This window comes from Nostocoides japonicum T1-X7, from assembly GCF_001046855.1.
GTDB lineage: Bacteria > Actinomycetota > Actinomycetes > Actinomycetales > Dermatophilaceae > Nostocoides > Nostocoides japonicum.
In genome coordinates this window covers 1,949,356-1,962,597 of sequence record NZ_HF570958.1, presented here as the reverse complement: position 1 = coordinate 1,962,597, position 13,242 = coordinate 1,949,356, and the positions used below count along the sequence as shown (strand labels likewise).

At 72.3% G+C, this 13,242-nt stretch carries 13 protein-coding genes and 1 pseudogene; 6 read left to right on the top strand and 8 right to left on the bottom strand.

The annotated features are described in order from the left end of the window. From BN12_RS25085 to BN12_RS08800, 7 genes and pseudogenes are all read right to left on the bottom strand, one after another. Nucleotides 1-753 (bottom strand): annotated as a pseudogene (locus BN12_RS25085) (thiol reductant ABC exporter subunit CydC); the annotation flags it as partial. Next, nucleotides 750-2,333 (bottom strand): thiol reductant ABC exporter subunit CydD, encoded by a 1,584-nt coding sequence (cydD, locus tag BN12_RS08825; protein WP_048551780.1) that lies wholly within the window; start codon nt 2,331-2,333, stop codon nt 750-752. The pseudogene BN12_RS25085 and the gene cydD, both read right to left, overlap by 4 nt. A 16-nt stretch (nt 2,334-2,349) precedes the next feature. Beyond that, entirely contained in the window at nt 2,350-3,378 is a 1,029-nt protein-coding gene (gene cydB / locus BN12_RS08820; RefSeq protein WP_048551777.1) for a cytochrome d ubiquinol oxidase subunit II, read from the bottom strand. A 61-nt stretch (nt 3,379-3,439) separates the two neighbouring features. Then, complete coding sequence (locus tag BN12_RS08815) at nt 3,440-4,894, bottom strand: cytochrome ubiquinol oxidase subunit I (protein ID WP_048551775.1); 1,455 nt, start codon at nt 4,892-4,894, stop codon at nt 3,440-3,442. Between the two features lie 88 nt (nt 4,895-4,982). Then, nucleotides 4,983-6,005 carry a UDP-glucose 4-epimerase GalE gene (gene galE / locus BN12_RS08810; RefSeq protein ID WP_048551772.1) on the bottom strand — a complete coding sequence of 341 codons (1,023 nt, stop codon included), beginning with the start codon at nt 6,003-6,005 and terminating at the stop codon, nt 4,983-4,985. 297 nt (nt 6,006-6,302) lie between these two features. Next, entirely contained in the window at nt 6,303-6,704 is a 402-nt protein-coding gene (paaI, locus tag BN12_RS08805) for a hydroxyphenylacetyl-CoA thioesterase PaaI (RefSeq protein WP_200901178.1), read from the bottom strand. A gap of 34 nt (nt 6,705-6,738) precedes the next feature. Beyond that, a complete protein-coding gene (locus BN12_RS08800; protein WP_048551770.1) occupies nt 6,739-7,074 on the bottom strand; it encodes a YnfA family protein in 336 nt (111 codons plus the stop codon). Between the two features lie 128 nt (nt 7,075-7,202). On the opposite strand from BN12_RS08800, the gene BN12_RS08795 reads away from it, so the two are divergent. The 3 genes from BN12_RS08795 (at nt 7,203) to hisC (ending at nt 9,660) form a co-directional block, all read left to right on the top strand. Beyond that, nucleotides 7,203-7,595 carry a phage holin family protein gene (locus tag BN12_RS08795; RefSeq protein ID WP_048551767.1) on the top strand — a complete coding sequence of 131 codons (393 nt, stop codon included), beginning with the start codon at nt 7,203-7,205 and terminating at the stop codon, nt 7,593-7,595. A 55-nt stretch (nt 7,596-7,650) separates the two neighbouring features. Then, nucleotides 7,651-8,364 carry a 3-keto-5-aminohexanoate cleavage protein gene (locus BN12_RS08790; protein WP_048551763.1) on the top strand — a complete coding sequence of 238 codons (714 nt, stop codon included), beginning with the start codon at nt 7,651-7,653 and terminating at the stop codon, nt 8,362-8,364. Nucleotides 8,365-8,550: 186 nt separating this feature from the next. Continuing rightward, entirely contained in the window at nt 8,551-9,660 is a 1,110-nt protein-coding gene (gene hisC / locus BN12_RS08785) for a histidinol-phosphate transaminase (protein WP_048551762.1), read from the top strand. A 9-nt stretch (nt 9,661-9,669) separates the two neighbouring features. Here hisC and BN12_RS08780 read toward each other — a convergent pair whose 3' ends face one another. Continuing rightward, the gene (locus BN12_RS08780) at nt 9,670-10,173 is read right to left on the bottom strand and encodes a hypothetical protein (RefSeq protein WP_048551760.1); all 504 of its coding nucleotides are present in this window, start codon (nt 10,171-10,173) and stop codon (nt 9,670-9,672) included. A gap of 224 nt (nt 10,174-10,397) precedes the next feature. Here BN12_RS08780 and pdhA point away from each other — a divergent pair, with 224 nt between their 5' ends. The 3 genes from pdhA to BN12_RS08765 all read left to right on the top strand — a co-directional run. After that, nucleotides 10,398-11,600 carry a pyruvate dehydrogenase (acetyl-transferring) E1 component subunit alpha gene (gene pdhA / locus BN12_RS08775; protein WP_407667785.1) on the top strand — a complete coding sequence of 401 codons (1,203 nt, stop codon included), beginning with the start codon at nt 10,398-10,400 and terminating at the stop codon, nt 11,598-11,600. After that, nucleotides 11,600-12,571, top strand: a complete 972-nt coding sequence (locus BN12_RS08770; RefSeq protein WP_048551759.1) for an alpha-ketoacid dehydrogenase subunit beta — start codon at nt 11,600-11,602, stop codon at nt 12,569-12,571. The genes pdhA and BN12_RS08770 overlap by 1 nt, the downstream gene beginning before the upstream one ends. A gap of 32 nt (nt 12,572-12,603) precedes the next feature. After that, on the top strand, nt 12,604-13,242 hold a 639-nt coding region (locus BN12_RS08765; protein WP_048551752.1), incomplete at its 3' end, for a biotin/lipoyl-containing protein.

The window sequence follows — 13,242 nt, the reverse complement described above, 5'->3', positions numbered from 1 at the left end:
GCCGAGCGTCGCGAGCCCCGTCGCGCCGAGGGTGACGGCGGCGACGAGTGCCCGCCCACGGCTCTGGCGACGCACCGCACGACGCAGCCGGACCTGCGCGGCGTCGACCCATCCGAGGGCGGTCGCGGTGCCACCGACGGCGGCCAGCTCGGCGGCCTGCCGGGTCGCAAGGTCGCTGACCCGCAGCACGTCGGCCCGCGCGGCGAGCAGTGCGTCCTGGCCCGCCGTCTCGACGACCCAGGCGGCGATGCAAGCGACCGCCACGACGAGCACGAGGCCGAGGAGCACGAGAGCGGCAGCCGGGCTCACGAGGGCGGTGAGGCCGACGGCCAGCGCGGCGGCGCCGGCCGCCGACAGGAGGGGCACGGTGACCCGGACCTGGACGTCGACGACGTCGCCCAGGTCGTCGACGACACCGCCGAGGACATCGGAACGGGCCCTCCGGCCGAGCCGCGCGGGCGTGAGCGGCACGAGCGCTGCATACACCTGCTCCCGCCGACGGGCGAGATCCGCCAGGGCGGCGTCGTGGGAGAGGAGCCGCTCGAGGTAGCGCAGCGCCGGACGCGCCATGCCGAAGGCGCGGACCGCGACGATGGCGGTGAGGAGCAGGAGGATCTGCGGCCCCTCGGAGGCCCGGACGATGAGCCACCCCGAGGTCGCCGTGAGGGCGATGCCGGAGGCGACGGCGCCGGCGCCGACGAGGCCGGAGAGGAGGACCCGGGGCGTGGGTCGCAGCGAGAGGGACACCGTCACCGGGTCACCCCCGATCGCTCGGCCACGGCGGCGAGGTCGACGTGGTCGTCCGCGACGGCGACGAGCTCGGGCCGGTGGGTGACGACGAGGACGACCCGGGTCGTGGCGAGGTCGCGGACGATGCCGTGGACGCGCTCGGCCGACACCGGGTCGAGGTGGGCCGTCGGCTCGTCGAGGAGGACGGCCGGGGCGTCGGAGAGCCGGGCCCGGGCGATCGCGAGCCGGGCCCGCTGCCCGGCGGAGAGCCCGAAGCCGTCGTCGCCGAGCCGCGTGTCGAGGGCGCGGGGCAGCGCCGCGACGACCCCGTCGAGACCCACGTCGCGCAGCGCCGCCCAGACGAGGTCGTCGGGTGCGGCGTTGCCGAGGGTGAGGTTGTCGCGGACCGATCCCGCGGCGAGGAAGGGCCGCTGGGTCACCAGATGGCAGGCCGGGGCCTCGAGCGTCCCGGCGGTCGGGACCCGCAGGCCGGCGACGAGCTCGAGGAGGGTCGTCTTGCCGATCCCGCTCGGGCCGGTAAGGACGGTGATCCCCGGGCCGGCGTCGAGGTCGACGCCGGCGAGGACGAGCCGGTCCGAGCCGGGGTAGCGGTAGCTCAGCCCGCGGGCGTGGACCGCCGGGCCCGGGGTGCGGCCACTGTCGGGGACGGGCCGCCCGAGCTCGGCGAGGACGTCGTCGACCGCGGCCGCCCCGTCGGCCGCGGAGTGGAACTCGGCTCCGACGCGGCGGATCGGCCAGTACGCCTCCGGGGCGAGGAGGATCGCGAGCAGCCCGGTCCCCAGGTCGATGCCGCCCGTCGTGAGCCGCAGGCCGACGAGGACCGCGACGATGGCCACCGAGATCGTCGCGAGCAGCTCGAGGGCCGCGGAGGAGAGGAAAGCGAGCCGGAGGGTCCGCATCGTCGCGCGCCGGTGTCGCTCGCTGACCTGCCGGATCGTCGCCGCCTGACGCTCGGCGCGGTTGTAGGTGACGAGGGTCGGCAGGCCCCGCATGACGTCGAGGAAGTGGCCCGACAGCGTCGCGAGAGCCCGCCAGCGCCGGTCGGTGTCCTCCTGCGTCGTCCGGCCGATGAGCGCGGCGAAGAGCGGGAGGAGAGGCAGCGTGAGGGTCACGGCGAGGGCGCTGCGCCAGTCGACGACCCAGAGGCAGGCGACGGCGAGGGTGGGCACGACGGCAGCCGAGACGAGGGCAGGCAGGAAGCGGGCGGCATACGGCTCGACGGCCGAGCATCCTTGTGCCGCAAGGGTCAACGCCCGGTCCGCAGGCGGGCGCGCATCGACCGGCCTCCTCGCCCACCCGGCGAGGAGGGCGTCGCGCAGCCGTGTCGAGACCTCGACTCCCGCCCAGGCCGCGACGCGCTCGGCGACCCACCCGAGGGCGCCGCGGACCGCGAAGAGCCCGAGGAGCCACCAGGCGGCCGGGTCGAGGGCGCGGTCGCGGACCACCTCGACGACGACCGCGGCCAGCGCGAAGGCCGTCGCGATCGTCGCCATGCCGGCCGCGACGCCGACGGCTGCGAGCACGGCGACCGGCCGCCGGACCGAGGGGACGGTCGCCGCGAGGCGTGGGTCGAAGGGGCGCATGTCGGATGCCGTGCCCTCAGCGGACGGGGACCGGATCGGGGATGTGGTGGACGGCGATCCGCTTGCGGAACACCCAGTACGTCCACGCGGTGTAGACGAGGACGACCGGCGTCATGACGACGGCGGCGCCGGTCATGATCTGGAGGGTGAGCTGCGAGCTCGAGGCGTTGTGGACCGTGAGGGACGCGCCGCCCGCGAGCGTCGTCGGGATGACGTCGGGCCACAGGCTGAGGAAGTACGTCACGACGACCATCGCGAAGGTGAGCGCGGTGCCGACGAAGGCGAGCCTCTCCCGTCCGGTCCGGTTGGCGGCGAGGCCGCCGAGGAGGGCGACGACGGCGACGGCCGAGGCGATCGAGCTCGCGCCCGTGCCGTAGGCCACGTTGAGCCAGACGAGGAGCAGGAGACCGAGTGCCGCGGCGACGACCCCGAGCCGGGTCGCGAGCTCCCGGGCCTCGGCGCGGATCGCCCCGTCCGTCTTGAGGGTGAGGAAGATCGCCCCGTGCGTGAGGGCGAGAGCGAGGACCGTGACGCCGCCGAGGAGGCTGAAGGGGTTGAGGAGGGTGAGGACGGTGCCGGTGAACTCGAGGTTCTTGTCGATGGGCAGCCCGCGGACGAGGTTGGTGAGGGCGACCCCGACGAGGAGCGGCGCGACGATCGACCCCCCGATGATCGCGGCGTCCCAGCGAGCCCGCCAGCGGTCGTCGTCCCGCTTGCCGCGGTAGTCCAGGCCCATGTTCCGGACGATGAGGGCGACGAGGACGACGAGGAGCGGGAGGTACATCGCGCTGAACATCGTGGCGTACCACTCCGGGAAGGCGGCGAAGGTCGCCCCGCCGGCCGTGAGGAGCCACACCTCGTTGCCGTCCCAGAACGGGCCGATGCTCGTCAGCATGACGCGCTTGCGGCGCTCGGTGTCGTCGGGGCCCGAGCCCCTGCCGAGGACGGGCAGGAGCGCGCCGACGCCGAAGTCGAAGCCCTCGAGGACGAGGTAGGCGGTCCAGAGGATCCCGATGAGAACGAACCAGATCAGCTGCAGGTCCATGGGTCTTCCTGGTCGGTCGGAGTGGACGGGGTGTCGGTGGGGGCGGGGCGCACGGCCGGGCTCAGTAGGCGAACTGGAGCGGGGCGTCGTCGTCGACGTCGCTCGGTCCGACGGGCGGACTGAACGGCTCGGCGCCGCGCCGGACATAGGTGAGGAAGAGCCGCACCTCGACGACCATGAGCACGGCATACAGGAGGGTGTAGACGATGAGGGAGGTCGCGACGGTGGCCCCCGACACCGACGTCGACACGCCCGCATGGGTCGTCATGAGGCCGTAGACGATCCACGGCTGCCGCCCGGTCTCGGTGAAGATCCAGCCGAAGGACATCGCGAGCACCGGGGCGATGGGGGCGAGGACGGCGACCCACGTCCAGCCGCGCGACCGGGGGACACCCCCTCTGCGCAGCGCCCACAGGACGACGACGGAGAAGGCCATGAGGAGGAACCCCATCCCCATCATGAGGCGGAAGGACCAGTAGGTCAGCGGGATGTACGGCGTGTAGGTCCGGTCGTAGACGAGCGCGCCGACCTCGGGGCCGTAGCGATCGGTGACCTTCTGCGCGAGGGCGCGCTCCTGCGGGCGGAGCTGGTTGATGCCCTCGACCTTCCCGTTGACGTCCCCCGTCGCGAGGAAGGAGAGCAGGTGGGGTATGCGGACCGAGAAGATCTCCTGGTCGCCGTTGAGGGAGCCGATGGTGAAGACCGAGAAGGAGGCGGGCTGGGAGGTGTCGTAGAGCGCCTCGGCGGCAGCCATCTTCATCGGCTGGACCTCGGTCATGATCTTGCCCTGGACGTCGCCGGTCACGCAGACGAGGACCGAGGCGACGAGGGCGAGGACCGCGCCGTTCTTCACCGCTCGGCGGTACATCCCGCGGTCCGCACCGTCGGAATGCTTGCGCAGCAGGTAGAGGGAGACGCCGAGGACGACGCCCCCGCCGACCATGTAGCTGGAGAAGATGACGTGGGGGAAGGTGATGAGCTGCACCTTGTTGGTGAGCACCGCGATGAAGTCGCTCATCTCCGCGCGCCCGGTCCGGGGGTTGAACCGGTAGCCGACGGGGTGCTGCATGAACGAGTTCGCCGCGAGGATGAAGTAGGCCGACAGGAGCGTCCCGATGTGGACGATCCACATGAGGGAGGCGTGCAGCCGCTCGGGCAGCTTGCCCCAGCCGAAGATCCACAGACCGAGGAAGGTCGACTCGAGGAAGAAGGCGAGGAGGGCCTCGAAGGCGAGCGGGGCGCCGAAGATGTCCCCGACGAACCGACTGTATGCCGACCAGTTCATCCCGAACTGGAACTCCTGGACGATCCCGGTCACCAGGCCGAGGGCGAAGTTGATCGTGAAGAGCTTGCCGAAGAACTTGGCGAGCCGGAGGCTGTCCTCGTTGCGCGAGCGGACCCAGCCGACGTGGTACCACCCGGTGACGGCGGACAGCCCGATCGTGATCGGGACGAAGAGGAAGTGGTAGACCGTGGTGACGGCGAACTGCCACCGGGCGAGGTCGAGAGCATCCATCAGGCGGGTCTCCGAGGTGACGACGGGTGAGCCGAACAGCTCCGATACTACGCCTGGTAGTAGGAAACGGTAGAGGGCCTCGCGTCGGTCAGGCGTCGGGGTAGCCCTGGGGATTCTCGCTCTGCCAGCGCCACGTGTCGGCGCACATGTCCTCGATCGTCTTCTCGGCCCGCCAGCCGAGCTCCGCGTGGGCGCGGGTCGGGTCGGCCCAGTAGGCGGGCAGGTCCCCGGGGCGGCGCGGGCCGATCTCGTGGGGGAGCTCGTGCCCGACGGCCTTCTCGAAGGCGTGGAGCATCTGCAGGACGCTCGTGCCCTCGCCGGTGCCGAGGTTCCAGGCCCGGACCGGCTCCTCGAGGGTCGCGACCTTCTCGACGGCCGCGACGTGACCGGCGGCGAGGTCATCGACGTGGATGTAGTCGCGCTCGCACGTGCCGTCTGCCGTCGGGTAGTCGTCACCGAAGACGACGAGCCGGTCCCGGCGCCCGACGGCGACCTGGGCGATGAAGGGCATGAGGTTGTTCGGGATGCCCTGCGGGTCCTCGCCGATCCGCCCGCTCGGGTGCGCGCCGACCGGGTTGAAGTAGCGGAGCAGGCCGACCCGCATACCGTCGCCCGCCCGCGCGACGTCGGAGAGGATGTGCTCGTTCATCACCTTCGTCCGCCCGTAGGGGCTCGCGGCCTCCAGTGGGGTGTAGTCCTCCTGGTACGGAACGGGGGCGTGGTCGCCGTACACCGTTGCGGACGAGGAGAACACGAGGGTTCCGACCCCGTGCCAGCGCATCGCGCGGACGAGCGAGATCGTCGAGTCGAGGTTGTTCTCGTAGTACTCCAGCGGCTTCGCGACGCTCTCCCCGACGGCCTTGAACCCCGCGAAGTGGATGACCGCGTCGAACCTCTCCTCGGCGAAGAGATGCTCGGTCTTGTCGCGGTCGGTGAGGTCGATGGCGTGGAGCGGGATGTGCTGTCCCGTGAGGCCCTCGAGCCGGTTCATGACGGTCGGCTTGGAGTTCGCGAAGTCGTCGACGACGACGACGTCATGTCCCGCCTCGACGAGCTTGAGGACGGTGTGGGACCCGATGTAACCGGCACCGCCGGAGACGAGAACGCGCATGGGCCCCACCGTATGCTGTGCGCCGCTCGGGCCGCCCCCTCCCCCCACCCTCATCGCCGACCCCCCACCCCTCTCGCGCGCCTCCCTCGGCGCCGACTCCCCACGCAGCTTTATCGGGTCACCCCACAACACTGAGCTTCACCCGACAAGGGAAGTCGGGTGAGGCTCAGTCTTCCGGGGTCACCCGATAAAGCGTCGGTTCAGCGCGTCGGTTCAGCGCGTCGGTTCAGCGCGTCGGTTCAGCGCGTCGGGCGCCGCGTCGGTGCCGCTGTCCGCTCTCGAGGGGGAGAGGGTCACTCAGCGGCCGGTGGTGCGGGACCGGCCGCGGAACTCGGCGATGAGGGCGCCGTCGCCGTCTCGGGTCACCGTGACGTCGGTGAGGCCGCTGCGCCCGTATGCCGCCCGCGTACGCCCCTCGGCGACGAGCACGTCCCCCGCGTGCGCCGCCGCGACGAAGGTGATGTCGGCCCCGGCCGCCACGGTGAGCCGCCCGGGGCTGTTGCAGACGAGGGCGAAGGTCGAGTCGGCGAGGGTGAACACGTAGCCGCCGTGGCAGATGTCGTGGCCGTTGACCATCTGCGACGTGACCGGCATCCGGACGACGGCATGGTCGGGCTCGATGACGACCGCCTCCATGCCGAGAGCCCGGGATGCCCGGTCGTCCTCCCACATCCGTCGCACGAAGGCGAGATCGGTCATGCCCGCCACTCTCGCACGCCGCAAGCGGTCCACATCACCCGTGACGCGGGGCATACATGATGACGCCGACGCCGACCAGACACAGGAGAGCGCCGGCGAGGTCCCACCGGTCCGGGCGGAAGCCGTCGGCAACCGCCCCGCAGACCAGCGACCCCGCGACGAAGACCCCGCCGTATGCCGCGAGGATCCTCCCGAAGTGGGCCTCGGGTTGGAGGGTCGCGACGAAGCCGTAGACGCCGAGGCAGAGCACGCCGACGCCGGCCCACACCCAGCCGCGGTGCTCGCGGACCCCTTGCCAGACCAGCCACGCCCCGCCGATCTCGGCCACCGCGGCCGCGACGAACAGCAGCACCGAGCGCAATACCGTCATGGGCCGACCCTAGGGCGGTGCCGGTGGGGATCTCGCGGGCCGCCGTGGGTGGAGCGGCCGGGTCCGGGACGACGGTGTCGCCACTCACGAGCGCACGCGGCGTGTCCTCCCATGGCAGGATCGCACGCATGTCGAACTTCCTCGTCAAGGTGGGTGTCAACGCCGTCGCGCTGTGGGTCGCCGCCCTCGTCGTGAGCGGCGTGCACCTCGGGGAGAACGCGGACAAGACGTCGACGCGGATCCTCACGATCATCGTCGTCGCCGCGATCTTCGGCCTCGTCAACGCCGTCGTGAAGCCCATCGCGACGATCCTGTCGATCCCCGTCATCGTCCTGACGCTCGGGCTGTTCACGTTCGTCGTCAACGCCTTCATGCTCCAGATCACCGAGTGGATCGCCCAGCCGCTCGGCCTCGACTTCACTATCGACAGCTTCTTCTGGAGCGCGGTCTTCGCCGCCGTCGTCATCACCCTCGTCTCGCTCCTGCTCAACATGCTCCTGCCCGACCACGAGCGCCGATGACGCTCCTCGGGGCGGCGCGGGGGCGGGAGGCGGCGCGGCGACGGGCCGGCACCGGATGCTGAAGGCCTGCCTCAACGGTGCCCGGCTCCCGGCCGAGCATCCCGCGCTCCCGGTGACCGCCGAGCAGGTCGCGGCGGACACCGTCGCCGTCCTCGCCGCCGGGGCCGACATGGTCCACGTGCACGTCAAGGACGACGTCGGCCGCGACACCTTCGCCGCCGGAACCCTGGCCAGGACGCTGGAGGCGACGCGGGCGGCCGCCCCGGACGTCCGGATCGGGGTGACGACCGGCGCATGGGCAGAGCCCTCGCTCGCGCGCCGGCTCGAGGCCGTCTCGTCGTGGACCTCCCTTCCCGACTTCGCTTCGGTCAACTGGCACGAGGAGGGCGCGGAGCCCCTTGCCGGCCTGCTCCTCGACCGGGGTGTGGGCGTCGAGGCCGGGCTGTGGACCGTCGACGCGGTGCGCGCGTGGCTCGACTCTCCGCTGGCCGGCCGGTGCCTGCGGGTCCTCCTCGAGCTCCCCGACGAGTCCGACGAGGTCGCCGTCCTGTCCACGGCCGACCGCATGATCGACGTCCTGCGCGCCGGCGGCGCGGACCGGTCCGTCCTCCTCCACGGCGAGGGCGCCGCGACGTGGCCCGTGCTGCGCCACGCCCGGCGTCTCGGCCTCGACACCCGGATCGGTCTCGAGGACACCCTCGTGCTCCCCGACGGGTCGACGGCTCCGGGCAACGCCGCTCTCGTCGCGGCGGCTCGCGCTGCCGGCTGATGCTGGAGGGCGGCCGTCAGGCAGCCCCCGACCTCGGATGCGACGACCTTCGGGGGACTCCAGGGTCCCGTCGCCCACCTCCTATGGGGGCTCATCGCGGTCACGCCCGTGCCGGGGTGGCCTTCGGAGGACTGGGATCACGACGCGACGACCGTTGCTCCCCTCCGGGCGTCCTACAGTGACGACATGAGCGCCGACGACGTCACCACTCCCCGGGTCCGGATCCGCGCGGCGCTGGCCGGACTGCCGGCCTACGTCGCGGGGAAGCCGGCGGCTCCGCGGACCGACGTCACGGCATACAAGATCTCCTCCAACGAGAACCCCTACCCGCCGCTCCCGTCGGTCCTGGAGGTCGTCCGTGACGCGGCGGGCGAGATGAACCGGTATCCCGACATGGGGGTCTCGGCCCTCACCCACCGGATCGCCGAGGCGCTCGACGTCGACCCGGCGTGCATCGCGACCGGCACCGGGTCGGTCGGCGTCCTCGGCCAGATCGTCCAGGCGCTGTGCGACGCCGGGGACGAGGTCGTCTACGCGTGGCGCTCGTTCGAGGCCTACCCCATCGTCGTCGCCCTGACCGGCGCCCGCTCGGTGCAGGTGGCCGTCGACGACCGGGGACGGCACCGCCTCGAGGCGATGCGGGAGGCCGTCACCGAGCGCACGAAGGTCGTCATCGTGTGCACGCCGAACAACCCGACCGGACCGGCCGTCACCCAGACCGAGCTGCGTGGGTTCGTCGAGTCGATGCCCGAGGACGTCCTCATCGTCGTCGACGAGGCGTACGTCGAGTTCGTGACGAACGACGACCCCGTCGACTCCCTGCCCCTGCTGCGCGACCACCCGAACGTCGTCGTCCTGCGGACGTTCTCCAAGGCCTACGGCCTCGCCGGACTGCGGGTCGGGTATGCCGTCGCCTCCCCTCCCGTCGCGGAGGCGCTCCGCAAGACGGCCGTGCCGTTCGGGGTGAGCACCGTCGCCCAGCGCGCCGCCGTCGCGAGCCTGGACGCCTACGACGAGCTCGACGTGCGGGTCAAGCAGATCGTCGCCGAGCGCGACCGCGTCGTCGCCGCGCTGCGCGATGAGGGCTGGGACATCCCCGACTCGGAGGCGAACTTCGTGTGGTTCCCCCTCGGGGACGACGCCGTGCCGTTCGCGGCGCTCTGCGACGAGCACGGGCTCACCGTCCGGCCGTTCGCGGGCGACGGCGTCCGGGCGACGATCGGTGAGCCCGAGGCGAGCGACCGGCTCATCGACGTCGCGTCCCGCTGGCGCGCCGGCGCTCGCCCGCGGTCCTGACGCCCGGTCTCAGCCCGCGGGCACGATCCTCGTTACGGCGAAGATCGGCCCGAGCTGGCAGTAGGAGGCGATGTCCGCCCGCACCCGGCCGGTGACGGTGACCTTCTCACCGTCGTGCAGGGCGTTGACGCCGGTGCCCGTGAGCACATGGGGCCGGCCGGCGATCCGCATCGTCACGCAGTGCCCGATGTCGTGGGTCACCGTCACCGTGCCGGTCACGGTCGTCGGCTCGCCCGGACCGGGCTCGGTCGTCGGGCCGCCGATCGGGATCGTCGGCACGGGGCGGAAGGTCGTGACCGGTGGTGGTGTCACGGTGATCCCGGTCGTCGGACTGCCGGTGGGGACCGACGACGTGGGGCTCGACGTCATGACCGGTGCAGGCGACGTCGACGTTGAGCCGGCACCCGACGTCGCCGACTCGGTGCCGCAGGCGGCGAGGAGGGCTGCAGCGAGCAGGACGAGGCCGCCGAGGACGACGCGGGGGAGCCGGAGGGCGGGGTGGGCGCGCGGCATACGGTCCATATCCGGTCTGACGGGTGCACCGCCGGGTCGGGTTCCACCCTCCGTACCGCGTCGGCCGAGGAGGCGGGTAAGTTCTGAGGTGCAAGGCCCGTGAGCACCGCCACACCCCGGCGGTGGTCCGCGCACCGCCGCCCGCGACGTCGCGGACCAGCCCGTCGCCGGTGGCCCGAGCCGGCCACGACCGCGACCCGGCCGTGACGGAGAAGGAGTGCCCTGTGAGCGACACCGATGTCGCAGCGTCCGTCGCTGCCACGCCCGCCGGATCGTCCAGCGAGCTCGACCGGCTGACCGCCCCCGTCCCCGCCGTCCAGGACGGCGGACCGGACATGGTCCAGCTCCTCACACCCGAGGGCCAGCGCGTGCCCGACGCGCGCTACGACCCGATCGTCGACGCGCTGACCGACGAGGACCTGCGCGGCTTCTACCGCGACCTCGTCCTCATCCGCCGGATCGACACCGAGGCGACCGCCCTCCAGCGGCAGGGCGAGCTCGGCATCTGGGCCTCCCTCCTCGGGCAGGAGGCCGCCCAGGTCGGATCCGGTCGCGCGCTGCGGCCCCAGGACTACGCCTTCCCGACCTACCGCGAGCACGGCGTCGCATGGTGCCGCGGCGTCGACCCCCTCAACCTCCTCGGGCTCTTCCGCGGCGTCAACCACGGCGGCTGGGACCCGAACGAGAAGAACTTCCACCTCTACACGATCGTCATCGGCGCCCAGACCCTCCACGCGACGGGGTATGCCATGGGGGTCCAGAAGGACGGCGCCGTCGGCACGGGCGACCTCGAGCGGGACACGGCGGTCATCGCCTACTTCGGCGACGGCGCGACCTCCCAGGGCGACGTCAGCGAGTCCCTGGTCTTCGCCGGCGTCATGAACGCGCCGATCGTCTTCTTCTGCCAGAACAACCAGTGGGCCATCTCCGAGCCGAACGAGCGGCAGACCCGGGGTCCGCTCTACCGGCGGGCGAGCGGCTTCGGCTTCCCCGGGCAACGCGTCGACGGCAACGACGTCCTCGCCGTGTATGCCGTGACGCGGGCGGCCCTCGACGCGGCCCGCGGCGGGCAGGGGCCGACGTTCCTCGAGGCGTTCACCTACCGGATGGGCGCGCACACGACGTCCGACGACCCGACGAAGTACCGCGTCTCCGCCGAGGTCGAGGTGTGGAAGCACCGTGACCCCATCGAGCGCCTCAAGGCCTGGCTCGCCCACGAGGGCAAGGCGGACATCGCCTTCTTCGAGTCGGTCGAGAAGGAGGCCGACGAGGTGGCCGTCCACGTCCGAGAGGGCTGCCTGTCGATGCCGGACCCGGACGGCACCCAGATGTTCGACCACGTCTACGTCGAGCCGCACCCCCTCGTGGAGCGCGAGCGAGCCGAGTTCCTCGCCTACCAGGCGGGCTTCGAGGACGGGGGCCACTGATGGCCGCGACGACGATCGCCCGGAGCATCAACGCCGGCCTGCGGGCGGCGATGGAGCGCGACCCCAAGGTCCTGCTCATGGGGGAGGACATCGGCAAGCTGGGCGGCGTCTTCCGTGTCACCGAGGGCCTCCAGAAGGACTTCGGCGAGGACCGCGTCCTCGACACCCCGCTCGCCGAGGCCGGCATCGTCGGGACGGCGATCGGGCTCGCGCTGCGGGGGTACCGGCCCGTCGTCGAGATCCAGTTCGACGGGTTCATCTACCCCGCCTTCGACCACATCACGAGCCAGGTCGCCAAGATGCGCGCCCGGTCCCTGTCGACGGTCACGCTGCCGATGGTCATCCGGATCCCCGTCGGCGGCGGCATCGGCGCCGTCGAGCACCACAGCGAGTCCAACGAGGCGTACTTCACCCACACGGCCGGGCTGCGCGTCGTGTGCTGCTCCAACGCCGACGACGCCTTCTGGATGATCCAGGAGGCCGTCGCCACTGACGACCCGGTCCTCTTCTACGAGCCGAAGCGCCGCTACTGGGACAAGGGCGAGGTCGGCGACGCCCCCGACCTGTCCCTCGGCCAGGCGCGGGTCGTCCGCCCGGGCACCCAGGCGACGCTCCTCGCCTACGGGCCGATGGTGAAGACCTGCCTCCAGGCGGCCGAGGCCGCGGCGGCGGCGGGTCAGGACCTCGAGGTCGTCGACCTCCGGTCGCTCTCGCCCCTCGACGTCGACACGATCGCCGGCTCGGTGCGCCGGACGGGCCACGCCATCGTCGTCCACGAGGCGCCGACGGCGGGCGGCCTCGGCGCCGAGATCGCGGCGACGATCCAGCAGGAGTGCTTCTACAGCCTCGAGGCGCCGGTCCTGCGGGTCGGCGGCTACGACGTGCCGTACCCGCCGGCCAAGCTAGAGGAGGAGTTCCTCCCCGACCTCGACCGCGTGCTCGACGCCGTCGACCGCTCCCTCGCCTACTGACCGGCCGCCCCCTTCCCGAAGGACGACACCCCATGAGCATCAAGGAGTTCCGCCTCCCCGACCCCGGCGAGGGCCTCACCGAGGCTGACATCGTCAGCTGGAAGGTGCGGCCCGGCGACACCGTCAAGGTCAACGACATCGTCGTCGAGATCGAGACGGCCAAGTCGCTCGTCGAGCTGCCCGTCCCGTTCGCCGGCACCGTCACCTCGCTCCTCGTCGAGGAGGGGGCGACCGTCGAGGTCGGCACGCCGATCATCGCCGTCGACGACGGTCTCGGGGGTGCGGACGAGCCTCCCGGCGCCGCGCCGGGCGCGACCGACGTCGAGGACGCGCCCGCGGAGGGTGCCGTCGAGCCGGGACTCGTCGGCAGCCCGGCCCCGAAGGCCGAGGAGGCCATCGAGGAGGGGAAGATCGGCGGCACGACGTCGACCGGCCGGACGGCCGTCCTCGTCGGCTACGGCGTCAAGCAGACCGAGGCCAAGCGCCGCCCCCGCAAAGGCGCACCCGCGCCCTCGGGTCCCGCGCCCGCGGACACCTCCCCCTCCGCGGTGAGGGCGCTCGCCAAGCCGCCGGTGCGCAAGCTCGCCAAGGACCTCGGGGTCGACCTCGCGTCCGTGCCCGGCACCGGCGAGGGCGGCATCGTGACGCGCACCGACGTCGAGTCGTATGCC

Excerpts from the sequence above, each read along its gene's own strand:
- galE (WP_048551772.1), bottom strand. The coding sequence starts at position 6,005 with ATGCGCGTTCTCGTCTCCGGCGGTGCCGGTTACATCGGGTCCCACACC.
- BN12_RS08790 (WP_048551763.1), top strand. The coding sequence starts at position 7,651 with ATGCTGAAGGCCTGCCTCAACGGTGCCCGGCTCCCGGCCGAGCATCCC.
- paaI (WP_200901178.1), bottom strand. The coding sequence starts at position 6,704 with ATGACCGATCTCGCCTTCGTGCGACGGATGTGGGAGGACGACCGGGCA.
- cydB (WP_048551777.1), bottom strand. The coding sequence starts at position 3,378 with ATGGACCTGCAGCTGATCTGGTTCGTTCTCATCGGGATCCTCTGGACC.
- BN12_RS08770 (WP_048551759.1), top strand. The coding sequence starts at position 11,600 with ATGGCCGCGACGACGATCGCCCGGAGCATCAACGCCGGCCTGCGGGCG.
- BN12_RS08815 (WP_048551775.1), bottom strand. The coding sequence starts at position 4,894 with ATGGATGCTCTCGACCTCGCCCGGTGGCAGTTCGCCGTCACCACGGTC.
- cydD (WP_048551780.1), bottom strand. The coding sequence starts at position 2,333 with ATGCGCCCCTTCGACCCACGCCTCGCGGCGACCGTCCCCTCGGTCCGG.
- BN12_RS08800 (WP_048551770.1), bottom strand. The coding sequence starts at position 7,074 with ATGACGGTATTGCGCTCGGTGCTGCTGTTCGTCGCGGCCGCGGTGGCC.
- BN12_RS08780 (WP_048551760.1), bottom strand. The coding sequence starts at position 10,173 with ATGCCGCGCGCCCACCCCGCCCTCCGGCTCCCCCGCGTCGTCCTCGGC.
- hisC (WP_048551762.1), top strand. The coding sequence starts at position 8,551 with ATGAGCGCCGACGACGTCACCACTCCCCGGGTCCGGATCCGCGCGGCG.
- BN12_RS08795 (WP_048551767.1), top strand. The coding sequence starts at position 7,203 with ATGTCGAACTTCCTCGTCAAGGTGGGTGTCAACGCCGTCGCGCTGTGG.